The sequence below is a fragment of the Sphingomonas sp. BAUL-RG-20F-R05-02 genome (assembly GCF_022662305.1).
Taxonomy (GTDB): domain Bacteria; phylum Pseudomonadota; class Alphaproteobacteria; order Sphingomonadales; family Sphingomonadaceae; genus Sphingomonas.
This window is the reverse complement of sequence record NZ_JAKNQH010000001.1, coordinates 397,530-420,998: the sequence shown is the minus strand read 5'-3', so window position 1 is coordinate 420,998 and position 23,469 is coordinate 397,530. Positions and strand designations below refer to the sequence as shown.

Here is a 23,469-nt window from a genome sequence, read left to right as displayed (position 1 = left end):
GCCGGCCCTATGAAGCGGCGGGTCGGCATCCTCCTGTCCGGGCGCGGCTCGAACATGATGTCGCTGGTCGAGGCCGCACGCGATCCTAACGCCCCCTACGACGTCGCGCTGATCGCAAGCGACAAGCCGGACGCTGCGGGAATCGCATGGGCGCAAGCGCAGGGTCTCGCCACCTGGGCGCTTGCCCCCAAGAATGTCGGCAAGCCTGCATACGAAGCAGCCCTCGACAGCGCTTTGCGCGAGGCGCAGGTCGAGACGATCGCACTGGCGGGCTACATGCGCCTCCTTTCAGATGATTTCGTCGCGCGCTGGCGCGGTCGTATCGTCAACATCCACCCCTCGCTGCTGCCCAAGTACAAGGGCCTCGACACGCACGCCCGCGCCATCGCGGCGGGGGACGCGCACGGCGGCTGCTCGGTCCACATCGTCACCGAAGAACTCGACGGTGGCGATGTGCTGGGGCAAGCCGAGGTGCCGATCCTGCCCGGCGACACGCCCGAAGCGCTTGCCGCGCGCGTGCTCGAACAGGAACACCGTCTGTATCCCCGCACTCTGGCCGAGTTTGTATCGCGATGACCCAAGACGCCGAAACCGCCCTAGCCCGCCTTCGCGATCTTTGCCTCGCGATGCCGGGTACCGCTGAGCGCGTGTCGCATCGCGCACCCGTGTTCGTCGTCGCGGAAGACAAGATGTTCGCCTATTTCTGGCACGATCATCACGGCGATGGCGAGACGGTTGCGGTGGTCCGCACCACCGGCGCCGAGGAACAGCGCATGCTAATCGACAGCGAGCCGGAGCTTTATAGCCTACCCGGCGAACTCGCCGCCTTTGGCTGGATAGCGATACGGTTGAGCGGCGCCGCCACCGATTGGGACCGCGTGGGCGATCGCGTCGCGGTGAGTTGGGAACTGGCGGCCCCGCGCGATCTGCTCGAGGCGGGCGGCCGGTGAGCGGTACCGGACCAGGGCCGAACGCCAACGAACGTGCGGAGGCGCGGGCGATCCGTAAGCGCTGGGTAACGCTGGCGGAGATCGTGGCCGTGGCCGGACTGCTGATCTCGGCGACCGGCCTGTGGCTGACCTATTCGGAACGCCGCAACGACGATCACGAGAAGCAGGTCGAGAAAGTTACCGAGGCGCGCACCCGCTCCCTCGTCCGCTTGTCCGCAACGCCCGAGCATGGCGGTGAAAGTCTCGCGCTCAAAGATGCCGAGCACGACGTGCAAAGCGTAGACATTCGTTTCCCTAGGGCACTCGGCGTCGCGGCGCAGACCAGCATCCTCACGCCGCATATCGAAGCGGCATGGATCAAGGATGCGCTGGTGGACGCCACCAAGGATGGATCGGACAAGCGCGACGGTCGCCTGCCGGTGCTGGTGAGCGCAACCTATTGGGATGGCGACCAGCAGCGTACCGATACGGCGATCTACGATGTGGTGTGGAGTATCGAGGGCAAGCTGCTCGGCGGTCATACGCTCAAGCTGAAAGGCATGCTGCTGCGCGAGCGGACCGCCTCGGCGGCGCGGCTCGATGCGGTATGGTCGAAGGAAAAGCCGAAGCCCGTCGCTTCGTAACAACGATCCCCGGCATAGGCCGGGGATCGCAAATACTCAGATCAGCCGACGATCTCTTCCGGCTTGAAGAAGAACGCGATCTCGGTCGCGGCATTCTCGTCGCTGTCCGAACCGTGCACCGAGTTCGCCTCGATCGATTCGGCGAGTTCCTTGCGGATCGTGCCGACATCGGCGTTGGCCGGGTTGGTCGCGCCCATGATGTCACGGTTGCGCTGCACGGCGTTCTCGCCTTCCAGCACCTGCACGACGACTGGGCCGGAGATCATGAACGTGACCAGATCGTTGAAGAACGGGCGCTCGCGGTGAACGCCGTAGAACTCCTCGGCCTGCTCGCGACTCATGTGGATGCGCTTGGAGGCGACGACGCGCAGGCCGGCTTCCTCCAGCATCTTGGTGACCGCGCCGGTGATGTTGCGGCGGGTTGCGTCGGGCTTGATGATCGAGAAAGTGCGGTTCGCGGCCATGACCGTGAAGCTCCTGTGGTTGAAATGCGGGAAGTCGCGGCTCCCTAGTCGTGCGCGCTTGGCGATGCAAGCGGCGGGACGTGCCAGTTCCGCAGGAGCGCGACCCGCCCGCCGCTGTTCGGTTACACGGCTAAGCTGCCTGCTCCCACCGACCACTGTCGCTCTGTTTCCAGTAACGCCGCTCCACATCCGCTTTGTCGCCAAGCGCGCGCCAGGCGGCACGCGCCTCGACAATGCGATCATCGTCGAAAAAATGGAACGCCCGCTCGAATTCAAGCGCGGCATCGCGCCACATGCCGTCCACCAGCGCGATATTGCGCGCGCCGTTACCCGCATCGGCGACGGCCGTGATCAGCACCGGCTGATCCGCGTCGTTTACTTCACCCGCCTGGCCATGTGGCAGGAAGCTCTCCGGACTGTACGTCCATAGCAAACGATCGAGCACACCGCGCTGCGTTTCACTTCCTGCAACGATCAGCAGCCGGCCACCGCTCGACAGCACCTTCTCCGCGATTTGCGGCAAGGCGCGGTCGAGCGGTGTGACGGTCAGGTGGTAAAAATCGACCTTCACGCCGCCCCTTCCCCGTCGTTCAGCCCTCGAAATGATCCGAGACGAATCGATCGAGCAGCCGCACGCCGTATCCGGTCGCGCCCTTGTCATAGGTAGCGCCCGCCTTGTCGGACCAGACCATGCCGGCGATGTCGAGGTGGGACCACCGCACTCCCGGCTCGACGAAACGCTGGAGGAACTGCGCGGCTGTGATCGAGCCGGCGCCGCGTGGGCCGACGTTCTTCATGTCGGCAATCGGCGAATCGATCAGCTTGTTGTACGCGTCGGCCAGCGGGAAGCGCCACAGCAGGTCGCCGGTCGCCTTGCCTGCGGCGAGCAATTGATCGGCAAGTGCATCGTCGTTGGCGAAGCAGCCGCCGTGTTCGGTGCCGAGCGCGACGATCATCGCGCCGGTCAGCGTGGCGAGATCGACAATCGTTTTCGGGCGGTGCGTACGCTGTACCCAGGTCAATACGTCGCACAGCACCAGCCGGCCCTCTGCATCCGTGTTGATGACCTCGATCGTCTGACCCGACATCGACGTCACCACGTCTCCCGGACGCTGCGCGTTACCGTCGGGCATGTTTTCGACCAGACCGCAAACGCCGATGACGTTGGCCTTGGCCTTGCGCGAAGCGAGCGCCTTCATCGCGCCGACCACCGCGCCCGCGCCGCCCATGTCCCACTTCATGTCTTCCATGCCGGCTGCGGGCTTGATCGAGATGCCGCCAGTGTCGAACGTAACCCCCTTGCCGACCAGCGCCAGTTCAGGGTCACCAGCACCTGCGCCGTTCCACTTCAGCGCGAGGATCTTCGCTTCGCGTGGCGAACCCTGGCTGACGCCCAGCAGCGCCCCCATGCCAAGCTCGCGCATCTCCGCTTCGCCGAGTACCGTCGCCTCCAGCCCCAATCCCTCGACGGAGGCGAGCACACGATCGACGAAGCTTTGCGGATAGAGGATGTTGGCAGGCTCCGCGACCAGCGTCCGGGTCAGTTCCAAACCTTGCGTTATCGCATCCTGTCGCGCCCACGCAGCGTCGGCCCCACCGGGCGCTCGGTGCAGCGTGATGCTGCTCAGCGTCGGCTTGTTCTTGGCCGGCAGGGTCGTGCGATAGGCGTCATGCCGCCACGCCCGCTGCGTGGCGGCAGCAGCCAGGCGGGCGGCCGCCGCTGGCGTCGGCGCCGAATTGCCGAGGTCCAACGCCACCGCCGTCTCGCCTGAGGTAAGCAGTTTCGCCGTCAAAGCACCGCCTGCACGTTCGTAATCAACCTCACTTCCCGCCCCCACGCCGAGCAGCAGCAAGCGACGTGCCTCCCCGCCGTTCGCGACGAACAGCTCGACCACGCCGCCCGCTTCCCCCTCGAAACGACTCGCCCGCGCCGCAGATTGCGCCAGAGCGATCGTGGCGACGTCCAGCGTGGACGAGGCGAGGCGCGCAAGACCGTCCTTCTCGATCGTCAGGGCAAGCGGCGTGTTGGCATCGGGAGTTGCGGCGGAAAACGCGATCTTCATGCGGACGAAGCCTCAAATATGTTCATTGTATCTACCATCGTATCTAGGGAGGGTGGCCGGGCGCGGCAACACGCGTGCTGGCGCAAGCATGCAAACGCAGCCGGCGCAAAGCGAAACGATGACCCGTCTGCCGTTCGTGAGCAGTGCCGTTGCAGCATCGCCGCGCCGGTGCGATAGGGCAGCATCATTCACCGCCATTCGCGCGGACACCGGGGTTCAGTGCCGACGTGAAGCGTTCCTTCTTTCTTGCCACCTGCGCGCTGCCGTTTGCCGTCCCGATCGCCGGAGCGCACGCGCAGGATCTGCAAACACGCGCCATCGCCCCGCCGCCGCCATCCGCGACGCCGAGCGCGAGCGCCGATCAGGTTCAGTTCAGTGCGGATTCGCTTGATTACGAAGGTAGCGACGACACCGTCACCGCCACCGGCGATGTCCGCATGTACCGCACGGGCGACCGGCTACGCGCGGACAAGGTGGTCTGGAACCACACAACCGGCAAGGTCATGGCCAACGGCAACGTCGTCGTTACCAATCCCGGCGGCGACACCGCTTATGGCGATTCGATCGAATTGACTGATTCGCTGAAGGACGGCGTGGTCGACAACATGCTGATCGTTCTCGAACATGGCGGCCGTCTTGCCGCGCGCAAGGGAACACGCGCACCCGACGAAACGGTTACGATGGAAGACGCGGCCTACACGCCGTGCGCGGTCGCTACGTCGAGCGGCTGCCCGAAGGAGCCGTCGTGGAAGATTACCGCGGTACGCGTCACGTATCGGCCGGACCGGCAGCGCATCTATTACAAGGGCGCGCGTATAAACCTGTTCGGCTTGCCTACGTTGCCGCTACCGGCGTTCTCGAACGCGGTGGGTGGCGGCAACCAGAGCGGCCTGCTAGCGCCCGATGCGCGGTACGACCGGGTCAACGGGTTCGAGATCGCGCAACCCTATAACGTCGCGCTTGGCCCGAGCCGCAGTCTCGTCGTGACGCCGATGCTGTTCACTGCCACCGCGCCGATGTTGCACACCGACTTCAGCGCATTGACCGATCACGGTGCATACCGGATCGGCGGCTATGTGACTGTCAGCCGGCGCAGCGACGACCTGCAAACCACCGCGCCGCTTTCCACCGAAAGCGCGCTGCGTGGCTATGTCGACGGTGTCGCGAACTTTCAGCTTAGCGAAAACTGGAGCCTGTCGGGATCGCTGCGCTACGCCAGCGACAAGACGTTCCTGCGGCGCTACGACATATCGCGCGACGACAGACTGCGTTCGACCGCCAGCCTGGAGCGGATCAGCCCCAATGCGTATTTTGCGATCACCGGCTGGTACGTGCAGACGCTGCGCGCCAACGACAGTCAGGGTCAGCAACCGATCGCGCTGCCTGAGATCGATTGGCGCTATCGCTTCAACGACGGCATCCTCGGCGGCAAGGTATCGTTGCAGGCGAACAGCCTCGCCATATCGCGGACCGAAGGGCAGGATACGCAGCGCGCTTTCGCCAGCTTTCAATGGGATCTGCGCAAGCTGACGCCTTGGGGTCAAGAGGTCACGTTCACGGCCTTTGGTCGCGGCGACGTCTATCACGCCAGTGACGTCGGCTCGACCGATATCGCCAGCTATCGCGGGCTCGACGGTTGGCAGACACGCGCGATCGGTGCGCTTGCCGTGGACGTGAAGTGGCCCTTCATTGGCACCTTCCTCAGCGGTACGCAGCGATTGACTCCGCGGGTCCAGATCGTCGCTTCGCCGCAGATCGCGAACATCAATATCCCGAACGAGGACGCACGCGCGATCGATCTCGAGGATTCCAATCTGTTCGCGCTCAACCGTTTCCCCGGCTACGATCGCTTCGAGGATTCGAGCCGCATCACCTATGGCGCGGACTGGGCGGTAGATCTGCCCGGCCTGTCGATCGCCGCTAACATCGGCCAAAGCTACCGGCTGGACCAACGGCCGAGCCTGTTTCTCGATGGCACCGGGCTGACCGACCGTTTCTCGGATATCGTCGGACGGACCGACGTGCGCTTCCATGACATCTTCTCGCTGGCCTTCCGCTACCGGCTCGACAAGGACACGTTCGCGCTACGCCGCAACGAGGTGGATGCGACGATCGGCTCGCGCAGTACGTATTTGCTACTTGGCTACCTGCGCCTCAACCGCAACATCAGGCCGATCATCGAGGATCTTCAGGACCGTGAGGAGGCCCGGGTCGGCGGTCGTGTGCAGGTCACACGGTTCTGGTCGGTGTTCGGCTCGACTGTGGTCGACTTGACGGACCGGAAGGAGGATCCGCTATCGATCGCCGACGGCTTCAGCCCGGTCCGCCACCGGCTCGGTTTCCAGTATGAGGACGATTGCCTCCGCCTCGGATTGACGTGGAAGCGCGATTATCGGAACACCGGCGATGCGCAAGCAGGCAACAGCTTCCTGTTGACGCTGGCGTTCAAGAACCTTGGCCGCTAAGCGATGGTTCAGGTGCGATCGACGATTTTACGAGTGCCGCGCGGTGCCGCGGGCGCGATTCCGCGCGGGGATGGGACAGTGATCAAGTGAAGCATGCGTCGATCAAGGCGGCCCGTTTAAGCCGCATCATGGGATATACCGGTGTCGCGCTCGCGGCGATGTCGATGACGGCGTCGTCGATCGCGCAGACCGTCGCTGACGACAGCACACCACAAACCTCGCTCAATATCCCGAGCAATCTGCAGATTTTCGGCAAGGTCGATCCAAACGTCCGCAAGGCGACCGCGATCGTCAACGACAGTGTCATCACCGGCACCGATGTCGACCAGCGCGTGGCGCTCATCATGGCCGCGAACCAGTTGAAGCTCAGCGACGAGGACAAGGAGCGGCTGAAGCTCCAGGTGCTGCGCTCGCTGATCGACGAGACGCTCCAGATTCAAGACGCCAAGGCGAACGAGGTGACGATCTCCAAGGAACAGATCGATCAGGCGTTCAACCGCGTCGCCGCCAATTTCGGCAAGACCACCGCCGAGTTCCGCGCGTTCCTGCGCCAGTCGGGTTCGTCGGACCGTTCGCTGCGCCGCCAGATCGAGGCGGAACTGGCGTGGAGCGGCTATCTGCGCCGTCGCGTCGAGCCGATGGTCAACGTGGGCGATGAGGAGATCAAGCTGATCCTCAAGCGGATGGAAGAGAACAAGGGCAGCGAAGAATATCATCTCAAGGAAATCTATCTTTCCGCTTCGCCAGAACGCCAGCAGCAGGTTTTCGAGCAGGAAAAGCAGATGATCGCGGATATTCAAAAGGGCACGAAGCCGTTTGAATATTACGCGCAATTTTCGGAATCCTCGACGCGTAGCACTGGCGGCGATCTCGACTGGCTGTCGCAAAGCCAGCTCAGCGCCCTGCCGCAAAGCCTCGTCGAAGCCGCGAAGCAGATGCAGGTCGGTCAGATTGCCGGACCGATCGAGGTTCCAGGCGGATTTTCGATCCTGTATCTGGTGGACAAGCGCAAGGTGCTGGAAGCCGACCCACGTGATGCCCGCCTCTCGCTCAAGCAGGTGAGCGTGAAGTTCGCCGCGGGCCTTACCCAGGCCGACGCTAACGCGCGGGTCGCGCAGTTCGCCAAGGAACTTGGCAGCATCCACGGCTGTGGCGGCGTCGCCAAGGTCGCCAGCGCGATCGGTGCGGACGTGGTTGACAACGACGCGGTGAAGATCCGCGATCTGCCGACCCAGCTTCAGGACATTCTTCTGAAACTGCAGGTCGGTGAGGCTACCCCCCCGTTCGGATCGCAGAAGGACGGCGTGCGCGCGCTGGTACTTTGCGGGCGTGACGATCCCAAGATGAATACCGCTTTGCCGGGTGTCGACCAGATCCGCGACCAGATGGAGCAGCAGCGCGTCAACCGCCGCGCGCAGCAGATGTTGCGCGATCTGCGCCGTGACGCCATCATCGAATATCGTTGAATTGAGAGCTACGCCGATGATCCAGCCGCTCGCCGTGTCGATGGGCGATCCGGCCGGTATCGGTCCGGAAATCATCGCCAAGGCATGGGACGAGCGGACGAGGCGTGCGCTGCCGCCGTTTTTCGCGGTCGGGGACGCGCGCGCGGTGCAGGCGGTATGGCCCGGACCGATCTGTCACATTCGCGAACCAGCCGAAGCCGCGGCTGCGTTCGACCGCGGACTTCCGGTGCTGGGCGTCGCCGATGGCGGCGAGATTGTGCCGGGGCACCCAGATGTCGATGGCGCACGATGTGCGCTGCACGCGCTTGAACTCGCGCAAGGGCTGGTGCGGTCCGGCGCAGCGGGCGCGTTGGTGACTGCGCCTGTTTCGAAGGCTCAACTGTACCAGATCGGCTTTACCCACCCCGGCCAAACCGAATTCGTGGCGGAGCGGTGCGGTATCGCCGGCGAGAACGCCGTGATGATGCTGGCCGGGCCGGACCTTCGCGTCGTACCGATCACCACCCACATCCCGCTGAGCGCGGTGCCCGGGCAGCTTACGATCGAGCTGATCGCCGCCAAGGGTCGTGCGACCGCGCGCGGCCTGATGCGCAATTTCGGCATTCTCAACCCGCGTCTCGCTTTCGCGGGGGTCAACCCGCATGCCGGGGAGAGCGGTAAGATCGGCCGCGAGGAAATCGATATCCTGATCCCCGCGGTAGAGTTGCTGCGTAGCGAGGGGATCGATGCGACCGGCCCGTTCGCCGCCGACACGATGTTCCACGCGCGCGCCCGTGCCGGCTACGATGCCGCGATGTGCTGTTATCACGATCAGGCGTTGATCCCGATCAAGACGCTGCACTTCGATGAGGGCGTGAACATCACGCTTGGCCTGCCGATCGTGCGGACCTCGCCCGATCACGGCACCGCCTTCGGCATCGCCGGCCAGAACATCGCAGAGCCAGGCGCAATGATCGCCGCCATCGCAATGGCGGCAGATGCGGCGACACGGCGCGCGGCAGCGACGGCGTGACCCCCGATCTGCCGCCCCTGCGCGATGTCATCGCGCGCCACGGCCTTGCCGCGAGCAAGGCGCTTGGCCAGAACTTCTTGCTCGACGCGCAGTTGCTCGCTCGCATCGCGCGCGTTCCCGGCGACCTGACCGACGCCGAAGTGCTGGAGATCGGCCCCGGCCCCGGTGGCCTTACGCGGGCGCTGCTTGCGGCGGGTGCGCGGGTGACCGCGATTGAACGGGACCATCGCTGCATTCCGGCGCTTGCCGAACTGGGCGAAGCCTACCCCGACCGGCTACGCGTGATCGAGGGTGACGCGCTGGAGATAGACGCGGCATCGCTGTTCGAAGGCAAGCCGCACATTGCCTCGAACCTGCCGTACAACATCGGTACTGCGCTGCTGGTACGGTGGCTCAGCACGAATTGGGCGCCTTGGTGGCAGAGCCTGACGTTGATGTTCCAGCGTGAAGTCGCGGAGCGGATCGTCGCCGGCGTCGGCGATGATGCCTACGGCCGCCTCGCGATCCTGTCGCAGTGGCGCAGTACCGCCAAACTGGCGATGCCGGTGCACCGTTCGGCCTTCACGCCGCCACCCAAAGTCATGTCGGCGGTCGTCCACATCGTGCCCGCCGATGCGCCGCACGGTGTTGACCTCGGCGTGCTCGAGCGGCTGACAGCGGCTGCGTTCGGTCAGCGTCGCAAGATGCTGCGTCAGAGTCTGAAGCCGGTCGCCGGCGCACTGGCCGCGTTGGAGTCGCTCGGCATAGACGCGGCCCGACGTGCGGAAACCATTTCGGTTGCGGAGTTTGCCTCCTTGGCAGCCAAGGTCGGGTCGTGAACACCGTAGCCTTGCCTGCCCGCGTAACGAACAGGCGCTAGTTCTTCGTGGCGCTGGCCGCCGACGTCACGGAGGCTGTTACCACAGGCGGCCCCTTAGCGATCGCGGCGGTCAGCTGAGCAACCTCCGGACAGGCTTTCTTGCTGCAAATCGCGCGCAGTTTGGTGAGGTTCCCCTTGGCGCGGTCGACGGCGCCCTGCTGGACCAGCGCTTCACCTTGTTCCGTCAACGCCGCCACGTCATCCGGCTGCAACTCGAGCGCCTCGCGGTAGTAGCGGATCGCCTTGCCAGGCAGATCGTGCACTCGAGCGATCTCGCCAAGCCCGATGAAACCTTCGCGATTGCGCGGGTCGATCGCGAGCGCACTCTCAAACGCGTCAGTGGCGCCGCCCAGATCACCGGATGCCTGCGCAGCCTTGCCCTTTGCGACCCAAGCCGACGAGCGCGCGTCGATTACACTGTCGGGCCGCTGACCCTGTACCGCAGTCGATATCGTCAGCAGCGTCATCGCGGCAGCAGCGGCGACGGGCAGATAGCGCATGATCAGCTCCAGCTTCGGCACAATGCGTTAGGGTAGCACGCGATGTGCGGCCATGCGAACAAAACGTGCGACAAAAAAGCCGTCGGTATCATCGTGCGCAGGCGTCAACCGCGTGCCTGCGCCGTGCGTGCGACCGGCTGGCAGCTTGAGCGGCTCGGCCCTCCAGTCTGGATTGGCGGCGAGGAAGCGCGCCGCCTGCGCGGCCCCTTCCCCATCGAGCAGCGAACATACGATATAGACTAACGCACCGCCCGGCTTCACCAGCGCGGCACCGACGTCGATCAGCCGCGCCTGCGTCTCGACCAGCCGCGCGAGCCGGTCGGGCGTGAGCCGCCAGCGTGCTTCGGGGTTGCGCCGCCATGTGCCGGTACCCGAACAGGGCGCGTCGATCAGCACGCAATCGGCCCGCTCCGCCCAATCGGTCAACGCCTCCGCCTCGCGGTTCGGGTCGAGCAACCGGGTGGTGACGATCGACACACCGGCACGCTGAGCGCGCGGCGCAAGTCGCGAGAGCCGCACACGGTCGCTGTCCGTGGCGAGGATCTCACCGGTGTTCGCCATTGCCGCTGCGAGGGCGAGCGTCTTGCCGCCTGCGCCCGCGCAAAGATCGACGACGTGTTGTCCGGGCAAGGCCTGCGCCGCCGATGTGACAATCTGACTGCCCGCATCCTGCACTTCAATCGCGCCGGTCTGCCATGCTTCGAGGGTCTCGACGTTGGTGCCGCTCGGAAGCCGCAACGCATCGGGGAGGCCCGGCACGACGCCCGCGCCTTCTATCGAAACGCTTTTAACCCGCAATCGGTTAATCCGAACATTGAGCGGTGCCCGCGCTATCAGCGCAGCACGTTCCGCTTCATCGATACCGGACGCGTTCAACGCCTCGCCAAGCCAGGCCGGAGTGGTGCCGATGGCTGCGGGAATCTCACCCGCGCTGACAGGCGCTGGGCCATGCCCCTCCCCGGAGAAGTGTCCGGCGATCTCGACCTGAGTGTTGGCGAGCGCCAGCATTGCGGCACGGCCGCTCGCCGGGATCTCGCCGCATAGCCGGATCGCGGCATAAGCAAGTTCGCGCACCGCACGCCGGTCTTTCGAGCCGGCGTAGCGCCGGCTGGCGAAGTAGCGCGCGATCAGCGTATCGGCTGCGGCACCACCTGCGCGTGCGGCGGTGATGATTTGGTCGAGCAAGTCGATGGCGGCTTGCGTACGAGCGGCGGGTGTCATCGGTTCGTCCAGACGATTGAAGAGGGTTGGGCGATTGCCACGCTCGTCCTGCCGCAACCGCGCCACCACAGTCGGCGTAAATTGCGCACCATGCACATCAACGGTCTGGCCGCCCTGAGCTTGCTACCGCTTGACGCGGCAGGAAGGTACAATCGGACCAGCCTGCCCTACCGCGTCGGATAGTTGGGCGCCTCACGTGTGATCGTGACGTCGTGAACATGGCTCTCGCGAAGACCTGCCCCGGTGATCTGCACGAACCGGGCGCGCTGCTGCAGATCCTCGATCGTCGCCGATCCGGTATAGCCCATCGCCGCGCGGATGCCGCCGACCAGTTGATGGATGACGTCACGTGCCGGCCCCTTATAGGCGACCTGCCCCTCGATCCCCTCAGGTACCAGCTTGAGTTGATCCTTGATGTCGCCCTGGAAGTACCGATCCGCCGACCCGCGTCCCATTGCGCCGACCGAACCCATGCCGCGATAGCTCTTGTAGGCGCGGCCCTGATACAGGAACGTCTCGCCCGGTGCCTCCTCCGTGCCGGCCAGCAGCGAACCGATCATCACCGACGATGCGCCCGCCGCGAGCGCCTTGGCGATATCGCCCGACGTACGAACGCCGCCGTCGGCGATTACTGGCACGCCGAGTTTCTGGCCAACCTCGGCGCAATCCATCACTGCCGTCAGCTGCGGCACACCCACGCCGGCCACGACGCGGGTGGTGCAGATCGAACCCGGCCCGATGCCGACCTTGATGCCGTCCGCGCCCGCGTCGATCAGCGCACGTGTCGCCTCACCCGTGGCGACGTTCCCGGCGATGACCTGCACGGAATTGGAAAGCTTCTTGACCCGCTCAACCGCGCGCGCGACGTCGCGATTATGGCCATGCGCGGTGTCGATCACGACGAGATCGAGTTCCGCGTCGATCAACGCGGCAGTCCGGTCGAACCCCTTGTCGCCGACGGTCGTCGCGGCGGCGACCCGCAGGCGCCCGGTGCCGTCCTTGGTGGCGTTCGGGTAGGTGACCGCTTTCTCAATATCCTTGACGGTGATGAGGCCGATGCAGCGATAGGCGTCGTCGACGACGATCAGCTTCTCGATACGGCGCTGGTGCAGCAACCGGCGCGCTTCCTCGGAGGTGACGCCGGGGGAAACCGTGGCGAGATTGTCGTGCGTCATCAACTCGGCGACCGGCTGCGCGGGATTTTCGGCGAAGCGCACGTCACGGTTGGTGAGGATGCCGACCAGCCGGCCGTTCGCCTCGACCACCGGGATACCGCTGATCTTGTGGCGCTTCATGATCGCCTGCGCCTCCGCGAGCGTGGCGGACGGCGCGATGGTGATCGGATTGACCACCATGCCGCTCTCGAACCGCTTGACCGCGCGGACCGCGGCGACCTGATCCTCGACGGTGAGGTTGCGGTGAAGCACGCCGATGCCGCCAAGCTGCGCCATCACGATCGCCATGTCGGCCTCGGTCACGGTGTCCATCGCCGAGGAAAGGATGGGAATGTCGAGCGCGATGCCGCGCGTCAGTCGCGTCGCGGTGTTCGTCTGCGACGGAACGATATCGCTCTCGGCCGGATACAGCAGGACATCGTCGAAAGTGAGGCCGAGGCGAATGTCCATGGAGTGCCGTGTCCTGCGCGAAGGGGAAAAGCGAGTCGTGGCGGTCCATGTAAACAACGGCCCTCGCCAGCGCTAGGGGTGTGGCGTCGAGGTTTGTTCACGCAGGCCGCCCGCGCCACCGCACAGCTTCGACCCGGCCCGTGCGTCTGCCACGTCGCCGCGATCCTCCACGCCCAGTTCGCGCGGTGGTTGAGCACTGCTCCGCTTTGCATTAACGCAGACGCCCAGCAATGAAGGTTTCCGCCGATGACGGCTACGATCGCGCTCGTCGATGATGATCGCAACATCCTCACCTCCGTCTCCATCGCGCTTCAGGCGGAGGGATTTTTGACGCGGGTGTATTCGGATGGAGAGACGGCGCTGAAGGCGCTGATCGAGAACCCACCCGACCTCGCGATTTTCGACATCAAGATGCCGCGCATGGACGGTCTCGAACTGCTGCGGCGGATGCGCGAGAAGAGTATGGTGCCGGTGATCTTCCTCACCTCGAAGGACGATGAGCTGGACGAGGCGCTCGGCCTGGCGATGGGGGCGGACGACTATATCGCCAAGCCGTTCTCGCAGCGGCTGCTGATCGCCCGCATCCGCGCGATCCTGCGGCGTAGCGAAGCCTCGCATCCCGGTGCGTCAGAGAGCGCCGATCCGGCCGAGACGGTGCTGGTTCGCGGCCGGCTTTCCATGGATACGTCGCGGCACAAGGTCACATGGAACGGCGGCGACGTGACGCTAACCGTGACCGAATTCCTCATCCTGGAAGCGCTGGCGCAGCGGCCGGGCGTGGTGAAGACGCGCAATCAGTTGATGGATGCCGCCTATCAGGATGACATCTACGTCGACGATCGCACGATCGACAGCCACATCAAACGCGTACGGCGCAAGTTCCGCCAGACCGATCCCGATTTCGACGCGATTGAAACGCTTTATGGTGCCGGTTATCGCTTCTCCGAGGAGTGAAGACCGCGAACTGACGTTACGCTGGTCCGCGCGGGTCTCGCTCACGCCGCGCATCCTGTTCGTCAACGTCTTCGCGCTGGCGCTGCTGGCGGGCGGCTTCTTCTATCTCGATTCCTATCGCAGTCGCATCGTCGACAGCCGGGTCGCCCAGGCGCAACGGGAGGCGCGACTGATTGCGGAGGCGATGGGTGCGGTCGACCTCCCTGAACGGGCGGCGGTGGCGGTCCGGCTCGGGCGCGATACCGGCACGCGGATACGCCTGTACGACAACGCAGCGCGTCCGGTGCTGGATACACAGGCGCTCGGGCTCCGCAATTTCGTGCTGGCCGATCCGGACAAGCAAGGCTGGGGTTTGACAGCGGCGCGTTTCCTCGATGCGGTGATCGATACGGTCGTGGCGGCGCCTCGGCCGCCCCTGTACCGCGAGCTTCGCAGCGGTAACGAATGGCCGGTCGTCCGCATCGCGCGCACCACCGGCACCGCCCCCGCCAACGTATGGCGAGCGCCCGATCGCACCCCGGTCATCACCGCTGCCGCGCGGGTACCCGGCGTCGGCGTCGTGATGACGACGATCAACGCGCGCGACATCACCAAGACGGTGCGGGTCGAGCGTTTCCGGCTTGGCGTGGTGTTGGCGATCGTGTCGATCGTGTCGGTGCTGCTCTCGCTGTTCCTCGCACGCACTATCGTCCGCCCGCTGCGACGTTTGGCGCGCGCCGCCGTGCGGGTACGGCTCGGGCGGGCGCGGGAAGTGGTGGTGCCGCGCCTCCCCTCGCGCCGTGACGAGATCGGCATGCTCGCCCGCGCGCTTTCCGACATGAGCCTTGCACTGCGTGCGCGGATCGACGCGATCGAGGCGTTCGCGGCGGACGTGACGCACGAAATGAAAAATCCGCTCGCATCTTTGCGGTCCGCGGTGGACGGGCTGTCGCGCATACACGATCCGGAGCTTCAACAGCGGCTGCTCGCGATCGTCCGTGACGACGTGCACCGGCTCGACCGGCTCATCACCGACATAGCCGAGGCCTCGCGCCTCGACGCGCAGCTCAGCCGCGCGAAGTTCGAAAGCGTCGATCTCGGCGCGCTGATCGCCGCGCTGATCGCGCAGCATGAGGAGCGCGGGCTGGAGCGAGACGTGGCGCTGCGGTTCGATCGTCCGCCGGCGACACCGCTGATCATCGCCGGCGAGGGCGCGCGGCTGGAGCGGGTGTTCGAGAACCTGATTACCAACGCGGTATCCTTCTCGCCCGAGCACGGTCTGATCGTTCTCTCGGCGATGGTCGAAGCGGGCGAGGTGGTGATCCGCGTCGAGGATGAAGGTCCGGGCGTGCCAGAGGAATCGCGCGAGACGATCTTCCACCGGTTCAACTCGTTCCGGCCGGCTGACGAGTCGTTCGGCAAGCATTCCGGACTGGGCCTCGCCATCGCCCGTACCATCGTGGAGGCGCACCACGGCACGATCCACGTCGAGGCGCGAGACGATCGGCTGCACGGGGCGCGGTTCGTGGTGCGTCTGCCACTCGGCTCGCAGACGTGACGCGCGTGCATGGCACCTGCGTGGCGATTGACGGGCGCGGGGTTCTGCTGCTCGGCGCCTCGGGCAGCGGGAAATCCGACCTTGCGCTACGGCTGATCGATCGCGGCGCGGTGCTGGTGAGCGACGATCAGACTGAACTGAGTACCGCACACGGTCTCCTGTTCGCGTCTGCACCCGCAACCATCGCCGGCCTCATCGAGGTGCGCGGTATTGGCATCGTCACCCTGCCGTTCGTGGCGCAGGCACAGGTCGCACTCGCAGTGCGGCTTGGCGAACCGGTGGAACGCATGCCGGAGGCCGGGCTGATCGAGGAACTTACCGGACTTGCTATTCCGCTGTTGCGGGGCGATTCTCGTGAGGCGTCGGCAACGATCAAGATTGAACTGGCGTTGAAGAGCGCGACACACGAGGCGGCATGACACACGAGCGCAAGGATATCCTACTCGTCACCGGAATGTCGGGCGCGGGCAAATCGACCGTGCTGCGCACACTGGAGGATCTCGGCTGGGAGATCGTCGACAATTTGCCGTTGGTGCTGCTCGACCGGTTGCTGAGCGCTCCGCTGCCGGAGGGCGCGGACGGTTCGTCGCAGCCGCTTGCGATCGGTATCGATGCACGCACCCGCGATTTCGACCCCGCCAAGATCGTCGCGCGGATCAAGTCGCTGCGTGAGGATCATGATCTTGATATCGGCACGCTGTTCCTCGATTGCGCGGGCGGTGAACTCGCGCGGCGCTATTCGGAAACGCGGCGTCGCCATCCGCTTGCGCTCGACCGGCCGGCATCGGACGGCATTGCACGCGAACGAGAGTTGCTCGCACCGCTCAGAAGCTGGGCGAACCGGCTGATCGACACCACCGATCTTGCCGCCAACGAACTGGCCCAGCAGGTCCGCGCCACGTTTTCAGGCGAGCGGCTGGGCGAGCCGACATTGCAGGTGATGTCGTTCGGCTTCGCACGCGGTATTCCGCGCGGGGCCGATCTCGTGTTCGATATGCGTTTTCTGCGTAATCCGCACTGGGTGCCGGAACTCCGCCCCGGCACCGGGCTGGATGCCGACGTGAGCGCTTATGTCGCCGACGATCCAGCCTACGCGGCCGCGGTCGGGCAGATCGAATCGCTGCTCTTGCTGTTGCTGCCACGCTACAGGGCGGAGGGGAAATCCTACGTCACCGTCGCATTCGGGTGTACTGGGGGGAGACACCGCTCCGTTCACGTCACGGAACGGGTGGCGTCAAGGTTGCGTGACGCCGGTTTTTCCCCCACGGTCCTGCATCGCGATCTTGCCGCAGCGCCGCAAGACTCGCTTGAAGGGGCCCATGCGGCAGCCGACGGGGACGGGAAACAGGATTGATGATCGGGTTTGCGCGATGATCGGGCTCGTACTGGTGACACATGGCCGGCTTGCCGACGAATTCGTGACCGCGATGGAGCATGTCGTTGGAAAGCAGGATCACGTCGCTACAGTTGCGATCGGGCCGGATGACGACATGGAAGCGCGTCGCAACGACATTGCGGAAGCCATCAAGACCGTTGATGTCGGGCGTGGCGTCATCGTGCTGACCGACTTGTTCGGTGGCACGCCCTCCAATCTCGCGATCTCGCTGATGGAGCGCGGCCGCATCGAGGTGATCGCCGGCATCAACCTGCCGATGCTGATCCGGCTGGAATCTGCTCGCAAAGCCATGAAAGTAGTGGACGCGGTCGCCGCAGCGCGCGAAGCTGGCCGCAAGTACATATCGGTTGCATCCGAAGTGCTGGGAGAAGCGGCGGCGTGAGCCAGGTTACCCGAACCGTCCTGATAACCAACAAACGTGGGTTGCACGCGCGCGCAAGCGCCAAGTTCGTGACGCTGGCATCAACTCAACCGTGCGAGGTTGCGGTTGAAAAGGATGGGTCGGGATCGGTGACGGGCACGTCGATCATGGGATTGATGATGCTTGGCGCGGCGATGGGCGACACGATCGTCATTCATGCCGAAGGCGAAGGTGCCGAGCAATCGGTCAGCGCCCTGGTTGAACTCGTCGAGGGGCGTTTCGGCGAGGACTGAGCCGCACCGTTGCGCCGGAGCGCAGGCGTAGCTGTCGCATTTGTCACGAGACTTTACGCCTCTCAGTCGTATGCTGACCGACGCGTTCTGTCCTCCGACGGCGGCGGCCGTCGTTCGACGCGAGCGCGTGGAACTGGAGGCTCCCCATGTTGAAAACTCGAACCTTGCGCCGCGCGGCAACGGGCGCGCTACTGGCGGCGACACTGCTTGCCGGGGGCTGTGCGACGCAGACCACCTACCGCCCGGCCACCGCCTCCCAACGCACCGGCTACAGCGATCGGCAGATCGAGGCGAACCGCTTCATGGTAAGCTTTGCCGGCAACGGGTACACGCCGCGGGACACCGTCGAGCGATATCTGCTGTACCGGGCCGCCGAACTGACGGTGCAGCACGGCTTTGACTATTTTGTGTTGGCCGATCGCGGCACCGACAAGAGCACCCACACCTTCGCGACACCCGAGCCCTTTGCCGGCGGCCTGTATGGCGGCTGGGGTCCAAGCTGGCGGTATCGTGGTCGTGGTTTTGGATGGCGTAGCTGGGATCCGTTCTGGGGCGGTCCGTTCTGGGATCAGGGCCTCGACGTCCAGACGATCGAGCAGTTCGAAGCGCATGCCGAAATCGTGATGGGCCTCGGACCGAAACCGGAGCGCAACATTCACGCATTCGATGCGCGCGATGTCCTTCAACATCTCGGTCCGACAATCGTGTTGCCGACACCCGGCAAACGATAACGCCGGCCAGTGGCGGAGCCCGAACCGGACTCCGCCGAATTCGGTTCAGACCTGCCCGTGGCAGTGCTTGTACTTGAGCCCCGACCCGCATGGGCACGGTGCGTTGCGGCTGACGTTGCCAGCCCACTCCGCTGGATCCTGACCGATTTCGTGACCGTCCGGCCGCGGGATCGACAGCGTCGGTAAAGCGCTTGTCACATGGCCACCGTCGAAGGTGTAGCTGTCGTCCTCACCGGTGAACGGATCGAAGTGCGTGGTGATGAAATCCGGCAGTTGCGGCAGGTCAGGTACCGGCTCGAGCTGGAACTCGGCATAGGCGATCGTGCGGGTTACTTCCTCCCGGATCATGTCGAGCATCCGCTGGAATAGCTGGAAGGCCTCCTGCTTATACTCGTTGATCGGCGTCTTCTGCGCATAGGCGCGCAAGTGAACGACCTGACGCAGCGCCTCGATCGTGGCGAGATGCTCCTTCCAGTGGTGGTCGAGGTTCTGGAGCAGGATCGACTTTTCAATCTGCACCCACGTCTCGGGGGCGAGTGCTCCGGCCTTCTCCGCCACCTGCGCATCGGCGGCGGCGCGAACGCGCTCCTCGACGATCTCGGGATCGATCGCCTCTTCGGCCAACCAGTCGTCGATCGGCGGCGCGATGTTGAGTTGGGTCTGAAGCTTCTCCTTCATGCCCGCGATGTCCCATTGCTCGGGGTAGGTTCCCGGCGGGCAGGCTTCACCGACGATCGCGTTGACCGTCTCGGCGCGCATGTCCTCGACAACGTCGCCGACGGTGTCGGCGTCCATGATATCGGAGCGCTGGTCGTAGATTACCTTGCGCTGATCGTTCATCACGTCGTCATATTCGACGACCTGCTTGCGGATATCGTAGTTGCGCGCCTCGACCTTCTTCTGCGCGGTCTCGATCGCTTTCGACAGCCACTTCGACCCGATCGCTTCGCCGTCGCCGATGTTCGAGCGCATCATCCGCGCGAACAGCGTGTCCGGTCCAAAGATGCGGAGCAGATCGTCATCGAGGCTGAGATAGAAGCGCGACAGGCCCGGATCGCCCTGGCGCCCCGAACGGCCGCGCAACTGATTGTCGATACGGCGGCTTTCGTGCCGCTCGGTGCCAAGCACGAACAGACCACCGGCGTCGAGCACCGCCTTCTTCTCGGCGGCGATCTCCTGCTTGATCTCGGCGGCGCGCGCCTCGTACTCGGGCGTTCCCTCGGCCAGATCGGGATGCTCGTCGAGCATACGGAACTCTAGGTTGCCGCCGAGCTGGATGTCGGTGCCGCGTCCAGCCATGTTGGTGGCGATCGTCACCGCCGACTTGCGTCCCGCCTGCGCGACGATGTGCGCCTCCATCTCGTGGAAGCGCGCGTTCAGCACCTTGTGCGGCACCTGCTCCTGCACGAGGAACTCGCTCAGCAGTTCGGATTTTTCGATCGACACGGTGCCGACCAGCACCGGCTGACCCAGCTCTGCATGGACGCGGATCTTCTTGGCGATCGCCTGGAATTTGTCCTGCGTATCCTTGTAGAACTCGTCTTCCTCGTCGACGCGCTTGACCGGCACGTTGGTCGGGATCGTCACGACGTTCATCTTGTAGATATCGTAGAACTCGGCCGCTTCCGTGGCCGCCGTGCCGGTCATGCCGGCAAGCTTCGGATACATGCGGAAATAGTTCTGGAAAGTGACCGAGGCCATCGTCTGGTTCTCAGGCTCAATCGTGACGCCTTCCTTTGCCTCGACCGCCTGATGCAGGCCGTCGGACCAGCGGCGGCCGTCCATCATGCGGCCGGTGAACTCATCGATGATGACGACCTTGCCGTCCTTGACGATGTAATCCGTGTCCGCCTTGAACATCATGTTCGCCCGCAGCGCCTGATTGACGTGGTGAACGACCTGCGTGTTCTCGAAATCGTAAAGGTTCGCGCCTTCCAGCAGCTCCGCCGCCTCGAGCATCCGCTCGACCTTCTCGGTGCCATCCTCGGTGAGCATGATCGACTTCTGCTTCTCGTCCTTCTCGTAATCCTCAGGCGCGAGCTGCTTCACCACCAGATCGACGCTGCGGTACAGATCGGTCTTGTCGTCGGTTGGCCCGGAGATGATGAGCGGCGTGCGCGCCTCGTCGATCAGCACCGAATCGACCTCGTCGACGATCGCCATGTTGAACGCGCGCTGCACCATCGAGCCGCGATCGTACTTCATGTTGTCGCGCAGGTAATCGAAGCCGAACTCGTTGTTGGTGCCGTACGTGATGTCGGACGCATAGGCGGCGCGGCGCTGTTCGTCGCTGAGGTTCGGCACGATCACGCCCGTCGTCAGCCCGAGGAAGCTGTACACCTGCGACATCCAGCCGGCATCGCGCGCGGCGAGATAGTCGTTGACGGTGATGACGTGAACGCCCGTGCCGGGCAGCGCGTTGAGATAGGTCGCGAGCGTCGCCACCAGCGTCTTGCCCTCGCCGGTGCGCATTTCGGCGATCTCGCCGCGGTGGAGGACGATGCCGCCGACCATCTGCACGTCGTAATGCCGCTGGCCGAGCGTACGCTTGGCGGCCTCGCGAACGGTCGCGAACGCTTCCGGCAGGATGCTGTCGAGCGTTTCGCCGTTCCCCAGCCGCTCACGGAAGGCGATCGTCTGCGCGGAGAGCTGTTCGTCCGACATCGCGGAGATCGTGGGCTCGAAGCCGTTGATCTTGTTCACGATCGTACCGAGCGATTTGACGTAGCGTTCGTTCGAGGAACCGAACAGGGTTTTGGCAAGGCCGCCGAGCATGGGGTGTGTCCAATATATTCAAGAGTGGTCGCGCACGGGGCGAGCCCGGCTGCAATGCTGTCGAAAGGGATGTCGTGCGCGAGGTTGAAACGTCGAGAACCGCGCCGCCGAGCGGTTACTCGCGCCGACGCTCGCCCCGCGCGGAAATGCCGTCGTCGAACGAGAAAGAACGTGGTGTCGCGGTGTTCCGCAGCGCAAGAAGCGCGGGGGCGCGTTGGGCCCAAACGATCGCGGCCACCGTCCGCACCGCCGCCGTCGCAACGGTACCGGCGCCTTGTGAAACGCGCTCGATCTGAACGTCGAGATCCGGCGAGCGGCTGCCGGTGATCGCACCGGTCAGCGCCGACAGCGCGGCACAGAGGAAGAGCAGGAACTCCATAGTCGGGGTGGGCTTTAAAGCGGTTCGACGCACGCGTCCAGCCGAGCGATGTGCGTGACGGATCGAGCGCGACCGCGATCATCTTCCGGCACCGTCGCCATAGGTCTTGTGTCCAGCCGATCACGATCTAAGGAACGGCACATGACCTATGCCCGCTCGCCACTCGCGCCCGCCGCGTTCCCTGCCTTGCCGCCAATCGCCGGAGTGACCGCGCATGTCGCTCGCGCGGGGTACAAGGCATGGGATCGCTGCGACCTGACCTTTGTCAGGCTCGATCCCGGCACCACAGTCGCGGGCGTGACGACGCAGAGCCGCTGCCCCTCCCCCGAGGTGGAATGGTGTCGCAAAGCGTTGACGCTCGGTGCTGCGCGCGCATTGGTGGTGAACGCCGGTAATGCGAACGCATTCACAGGCGGGCGCGGCCGTGCCGCCGTAGAGGCGATCGCAGCACGCGCGGCCGGGTCACTCGATTGCCAGCCATCGGACGTGTTCGTCGCCTCGACCGGGGTCATCGGCGTGCCGCTGCCGATCGACAAGGCCGAAGCCGGGATCGACGCCGCACTGGCTGCACCTGCCTGCGGTTGGGAAGATGCGGCGCAGGCGATCAGCACGACCGACACCTTCACCAAGGGTGCCGTCACCACGGCGGTTGTGGATGGCCGCACGGTGACGCTGGTCGGCATCGTCAAGGGTTCGGGCATGATCGCGCCCGACATGGCGACGATGCTCGGCTTCATCTTCACCGACGCGGCAGTGGATGCAGCTTTCCTGCAGGCCGCCCTGGCGGAGGCCAACCGCACCAGTTTCTCGTGCATCACCGTCGACAGCGACACTTCGACCAGCGACACGGTGCTGGCGTTCGCGACCGGCAAGGCCGGCAATGCCCCGATCGCCAGTTCGGAAGATGCCGGCGCGGATGCGTTCCGCGCGGCGCTATCCGACCTGTGCCTGCAACTCGCCCATCTGGTGGTCCGCGATGGTGAAGGCGCGACCAAGTTTATCGAGATCCAGGTGACCGGCGCGGAGAGCGACCGCAGCGCGCACCGCGTCGCGCTGTCGATCGCCAATTCACCGCTGGTGAAAACCGCAATTGCCGGCGAGGATGCCAATTGGGGACGGGTCGTCATGGCGGTCGGCAAGGCGGGCGAGCCGGCGGAGCGCGACCTGCTTTCGATCCGGTTCGGCAACACGCAGGTCGCGAGCGGCGGCCTGGCAAGCGAGGGGTATGATGAGGCGCCCGTCGCCGCGCACCTCAAGGGTCACGAGATCGAGATCGGTGTCGATCTCGGCCTCGGCGAAGGGCGCGCCACCGTTTGGACCTGCGACCTGACCCACGGCTACATTTCGATTAACGCCGACTATCGGAGCTAAGCGCGCAACGGACGGCACTTTCAAGAGTGTGCCGTCCGCAACATAGAGCGAAGCGCGCGCTGGTCGACAACTCAGGCGCGCTGTCGGATGATCAGGCGAGTTCGCCTTCCAGCCAGGCCTTCAGTCGGCCCTTCGGCTCGGCGCCGACCTTGGTTGCAGCGGGCACGCCGTTCTTGAACAGGATCATCGTCGGGATACCGCGCACGCCGTACTTGCCCGGCGCATCGGGGTTCTCGTCGATGTTGAGCTTGGTGATCGTCACCTGCTCGCCCAACTCCTCGGAGATCTCCTCCAGGCTCGGCCCGATCATCTTGCACGGCCCGCACCACTCCGCCCAGAAATCGACCAGCACGGGGCCGTCGGCGTTGAGCACGTCGGTGTCGAAGCTGGAATCCGTAATCTGCTTGGTGGCCATGATGAAGTC

The 23,469-nt window shown here is 64.9% G+C and carries 24 protein-coding genes; 15 read left to right on the top strand and 9 right to left on the bottom strand.

Annotation, left to right across the window (positions count from 1 at the left end; genetic code table 11):
- Positions 1–9: 9 nt before the first annotated feature.
- Genes purN through L8F97_RS01970 form a run of 3 tightly spaced genes read left to right on the top strand, consistent with a single transcriptional unit; the run spans position 10 to position 1,573 of the window.
- Positions 10–576 carry a phosphoribosylglycinamide formyltransferase gene (purN, locus tag L8F97_RS01980; RefSeq protein ID WP_242146317.1) on the top strand — a complete coding sequence of 189 codons (567 nt, stop codon included), beginning with the start codon at positions 10–12 and terminating at the stop codon, positions 574–576.
- Entirely contained in the window at positions 573–950 is a 378-nt protein-coding gene (locus tag L8F97_RS01975) for an MmcQ/YjbR family DNA-binding protein (RefSeq protein ID WP_242146316.1), read from the top strand. The genes purN and L8F97_RS01975 overlap by 4 nt, the downstream gene beginning before the upstream one ends.
- Positions 947–1,573: a hypothetical protein gene (locus L8F97_RS01970; protein ID WP_242146315.1), complete on the top strand. Its 627-nt coding sequence runs from the start codon at positions 947–949 to the stop codon at positions 1,571–1,573. Before L8F97_RS01975 ends, L8F97_RS01970 begins: the two co-directional genes overlap by 4 nt.
- Before the next feature lie 41 nt (positions 1,574–1,614).
- Here L8F97_RS01970 and ndk read toward each other — a convergent pair whose 3' ends face one another.
- From ndk to L8F97_RS01955, 3 genes are all read right to left on the bottom strand, one after another.
- A complete protein-coding gene (gene ndk / locus L8F97_RS01965; protein ID WP_242146314.1) occupies positions 1,615–2,037 on the bottom strand; it encodes a nucleoside-diphosphate kinase in 423 nt (140 codons plus the stop codon).
- Positions 2,038–2,167: 130 nt separating this feature from the next.
- The gene (locus tag L8F97_RS01960) at positions 2,168–2,608 is read right to left on the bottom strand and encodes a DNA polymerase III subunit chi (RefSeq protein ID WP_242146313.1); all 441 of its coding nucleotides are present in this window, start codon (positions 2,606–2,608) and stop codon (positions 2,168–2,170) included.
- A 19-nt stretch (positions 2,609–2,627) separates the two neighbouring features.
- Entirely contained in the window at positions 2,628–4,100 is a 1,473-nt protein-coding gene (locus tag L8F97_RS01955) for a leucyl aminopeptidase (RefSeq protein WP_242146312.1), read from the bottom strand.
- Between the two features lie 227 nt (positions 4,101–4,327).
- Between L8F97_RS01955 and L8F97_RS01950 the strand changes: the two genes are divergently transcribed.
- From L8F97_RS01950 to rsmA, 4 genes are all read left to right on the top strand, one after another.
- A complete protein-coding gene (locus L8F97_RS01950) occupies positions 4,328–6,565 on the top strand; it encodes an LPS-assembly protein LptD (protein ID WP_242146311.1) in 2,238 nt (745 codons plus the stop codon).
- 128 nt (positions 6,566–6,693) lie between these two features.
- Positions 6,694–8,031 (top strand): peptidylprolyl isomerase, encoded by a 1,338-nt coding sequence (locus L8F97_RS01945; protein WP_242146310.1) that lies wholly within the window; start codon positions 6,694–6,696, stop codon positions 8,029–8,031.
- A 16-nt stretch (positions 8,032–8,047) separates the two neighbouring features.
- Positions 8,048–9,043, top strand: coding sequence for a 4-hydroxythreonine-4-phosphate dehydrogenase PdxA (pdxA, locus tag L8F97_RS01940; protein ID WP_242146309.1), 996 nt, complete (start codon positions 8,048–8,050; stop codon positions 9,041–9,043).
- The gene (gene rsmA / locus L8F97_RS01935) at positions 9,040–9,861 is read left to right on the top strand and encodes a 16S rRNA (adenine(1518)-N(6)/adenine(1519)-N(6))-dimethyltransferase RsmA (RefSeq protein WP_242146308.1); all 822 of its coding nucleotides are present in this window, start codon (positions 9,040–9,042) and stop codon (positions 9,859–9,861) included. Before pdxA ends, rsmA begins: the two co-directional genes overlap by 4 nt.
- 37 nt (positions 9,862–9,898) lie before the next feature.
- Here the strand turns inward: rsmA and L8F97_RS01930 are convergent, their stop codons facing one another.
- The 3 genes from L8F97_RS01930 to guaB all read right to left on the bottom strand — a co-directional run bounded on the left by L8F97_RS01930 (position 9,899) and on the right by guaB (position 13,248).
- Positions 9,899–10,402: a tetratricopeptide repeat protein gene (locus L8F97_RS01930; protein ID WP_242146307.1), complete on the bottom strand. Its 504-nt coding sequence runs from the start codon at positions 10,400–10,402 to the stop codon at positions 9,899–9,901.
- Positions 10,403–10,429: 27 nt separating this feature from the next.
- A complete protein-coding gene (locus L8F97_RS01925; RefSeq protein ID WP_242146306.1) occupies positions 10,430–11,623 on the bottom strand; it encodes an RsmB/NOP family class I SAM-dependent RNA methyltransferase in 1,194 nt (397 codons plus the stop codon).
- A gap of 167 nt (positions 11,624–11,790) precedes the next feature.
- Positions 11,791–13,248 (bottom strand): IMP dehydrogenase, encoded by a 1,458-nt coding sequence (gene guaB, locus L8F97_RS01920; protein WP_242146305.1) that lies wholly within the window; start codon positions 13,246–13,248, stop codon positions 11,791–11,793.
- A 246-nt stretch (positions 13,249–13,494) separates the two neighbouring features.
- Here guaB and L8F97_RS01915 point away from each other — a divergent pair, with 246 nt between their 5' ends.
- The 7 genes from L8F97_RS01915 (at position 13,495) to L8F97_RS01885 (ending at position 18,520) form a co-directional block, all read left to right on the top strand.
- Positions 13,495–14,202, top strand: a complete 708-nt coding sequence (locus L8F97_RS01915) for a response regulator transcription factor (RefSeq protein WP_242146304.1) — start codon at positions 13,495–13,497, stop codon at positions 14,200–14,202.
- Positions 14,171–15,739 carry a sensor histidine kinase gene (locus L8F97_RS01910; protein WP_242146303.1) on the top strand — a complete coding sequence of 523 codons (1,569 nt, stop codon included), beginning with the start codon at positions 14,171–14,173 and terminating at the stop codon, positions 15,737–15,739. The genes L8F97_RS01915 and L8F97_RS01910 overlap by 32 nt, the downstream gene beginning before the upstream one ends.
- Positions 15,736–16,158, top strand: coding sequence for an HPr kinase/phosphorylase (locus L8F97_RS01905; protein ID WP_242146302.1), 423 nt, complete (start codon positions 15,736–15,738; stop codon positions 16,156–16,158). Before L8F97_RS01910 ends, L8F97_RS01905 begins: the two co-directional genes overlap by 4 nt.
- Positions 16,155–17,093 (top strand): RNase adapter RapZ, encoded by a 939-nt coding sequence (gene rapZ / locus L8F97_RS01900; RefSeq protein WP_242146301.1) that lies wholly within the window; start codon positions 16,155–16,157, stop codon positions 17,091–17,093. The genes L8F97_RS01905 and rapZ overlap by 4 nt, the downstream gene beginning before the upstream one ends.
- Before the next feature lie 16 nt (positions 17,094–17,109).
- On the top strand, positions 17,110–17,517 hold the full coding sequence (locus L8F97_RS01895) for a PTS sugar transporter subunit IIA (RefSeq protein ID WP_242146300.1): 408 nt from the start codon (positions 17,110–17,112) through the stop codon (positions 17,515–17,517).
- On the top strand, positions 17,514–17,789 hold the full coding sequence (locus tag L8F97_RS01890; protein ID WP_242146299.1) for an HPr family phosphocarrier protein: 276 nt from the start codon (positions 17,514–17,516) through the stop codon (positions 17,787–17,789). Before L8F97_RS01895 ends, L8F97_RS01890 begins: the two co-directional genes overlap by 4 nt.
- A 146-nt stretch (positions 17,790–17,935) precedes the next feature.
- Positions 17,936–18,520: a CC0125/CC1285 family lipoprotein gene (locus tag L8F97_RS01885; protein ID WP_242146298.1), complete on the top strand. Its 585-nt coding sequence runs from the start codon at positions 17,936–17,938 to the stop codon at positions 18,518–18,520.
- 45 nt (positions 18,521–18,565) lie between these two features.
- Here L8F97_RS01885 and secA read toward each other — a convergent pair whose 3' ends face one another.
- Complete coding sequence (secA, locus tag L8F97_RS01880; RefSeq protein ID WP_242146297.1) at positions 18,566–21,295, bottom strand: preprotein translocase subunit SecA; 2,730 nt, start codon at positions 21,293–21,295, stop codon at positions 18,566–18,568.
- A 115-nt stretch (positions 21,296–21,410) separates the two neighbouring features.
- Entirely contained in the window at positions 21,411–21,674 is a 264-nt protein-coding gene (locus L8F97_RS01875) for a hypothetical protein (RefSeq protein ID WP_242146296.1), read from the bottom strand.
- Positions 21,675–21,815: 141 nt separating this feature from the next.
- Here L8F97_RS01875 and argJ point away from each other — a divergent pair, with 141 nt between their 5' ends.
- Positions 21,816–23,045: a bifunctional glutamate N-acetyltransferase/amino-acid acetyltransferase ArgJ gene (gene argJ, locus L8F97_RS01870; protein WP_242146295.1), complete on the top strand. Its 1,230-nt coding sequence runs from the start codon at positions 21,816–21,818 to the stop codon at positions 23,043–23,045.
- Positions 23,046–23,136: 91 nt separating this feature from the next.
- On the opposite strand, the gene trxA is transcribed toward argJ, so the two are convergent.
- Positions 23,137–23,460: a thioredoxin TrxA gene (gene trxA, locus L8F97_RS01865; protein WP_242146294.1), complete on the bottom strand. Its 324-nt coding sequence runs from the start codon at positions 23,458–23,460 to the stop codon at positions 23,137–23,139.
- Between the last annotated feature and the right edge of the window lie 9 nt (positions 23,461–23,469).

What these genes read in the sequence shown, in the direction of transcription:
- guaB (WP_242146305.1), bottom strand. Translation starts at nt 13,248, where the DNA reads ATGGACATTCGCCTCGGCCTCACTTTCGACGATGTCCTGCTGTATCCG.
- pdxA (WP_242146309.1), top strand. Translation starts at nt 8,048, where the DNA reads ATGATCCAGCCGCTCGCCGTGTCGATGGGCGATCCGGCCGGTATCGGT.
- L8F97_RS01875 (WP_242146296.1), bottom strand. Translation starts at nt 21,674, where the DNA reads ATGGAGTTCCTGCTCTTCCTCTGTGCCGCGCTGTCGGCGCTGACCGGT.
- rapZ (WP_242146301.1), top strand. Translation starts at nt 16,155, where the DNA reads ATGACACACGAGCGCAAGGATATCCTACTCGTCACCGGAATGTCGGGC.
- L8F97_RS01910 (WP_242146303.1), top strand. Translation starts at nt 14,171, where the DNA reads ATGGTGCCGGTTATCGCTTCTCCGAGGAGTGAAGACCGCGAACTGACG.
- L8F97_RS01885 (WP_242146298.1), top strand. Translation starts at nt 17,936, where the DNA reads ATGTTGAAAACTCGAACCTTGCGCCGCGCGGCAACGGGCGCGCTACTG.
- L8F97_RS01915 (WP_242146304.1), top strand. Translation starts at nt 13,495, where the DNA reads ATGACGGCTACGATCGCGCTCGTCGATGATGATCGCAACATCCTCACC.
- purN (WP_242146317.1), top strand. Translation starts at nt 10, where the DNA reads ATGAAGCGGCGGGTCGGCATCCTCCTGTCCGGGCGCGGCTCGAACATG.
- ndk (WP_242146314.1), bottom strand. Translation starts at nt 2,037, where the DNA reads ATGGCCGCGAACCGCACTTTCTCGATCATCAAGCCCGACGCAACCCGC.
- L8F97_RS01925 (WP_242146306.1), bottom strand. Translation starts at nt 11,623, where the DNA reads ATGACACCCGCCGCTCGTACGCAAGCCGCCATCGACTTGCTCGACCAA.
- trxA (WP_242146294.1), bottom strand. Translation starts at nt 23,460, where the DNA reads ATGGCCACCAAGCAGATTACGGATTCCAGCTTCGACACCGACGTGCTC.
- L8F97_RS01975 (WP_242146316.1), top strand. Translation starts at nt 573, where the DNA reads ATGACCCAAGACGCCGAAACCGCCCTAGCCCGCCTTCGCGATCTTTGC.
- argJ (WP_242146295.1), top strand. Translation starts at nt 21,816, where the DNA reads ATGACCTATGCCCGCTCGCCACTCGCGCCCGCCGCGTTCCCTGCCTTG.
- L8F97_RS01895 (WP_242146300.1), top strand. Translation starts at nt 17,110, where the DNA reads ATGATCGGGCTCGTACTGGTGACACATGGCCGGCTTGCCGACGAATTC.
- L8F97_RS01955 (WP_242146312.1), bottom strand. Translation starts at nt 4,100, where the DNA reads ATGAAGATCGCGTTTTCCGCCGCAACTCCCGATGCCAACACGCCGCTT.
- secA (WP_242146297.1), bottom strand. Translation starts at nt 21,295, where the DNA reads ATGCTCGGCGGCCTTGCCAAAACCCTGTTCGGTTCCTCGAACGAACGC.
- L8F97_RS01945 (WP_242146310.1), top strand. Translation starts at nt 6,694, where the DNA reads ATGGGATATACCGGTGTCGCGCTCGCGGCGATGTCGATGACGGCGTCG.
- L8F97_RS01930 (WP_242146307.1), bottom strand. Translation starts at nt 10,402, where the DNA reads ATGCGCTATCTGCCCGTCGCCGCTGCTGCCGCGATGACGCTGCTGACG.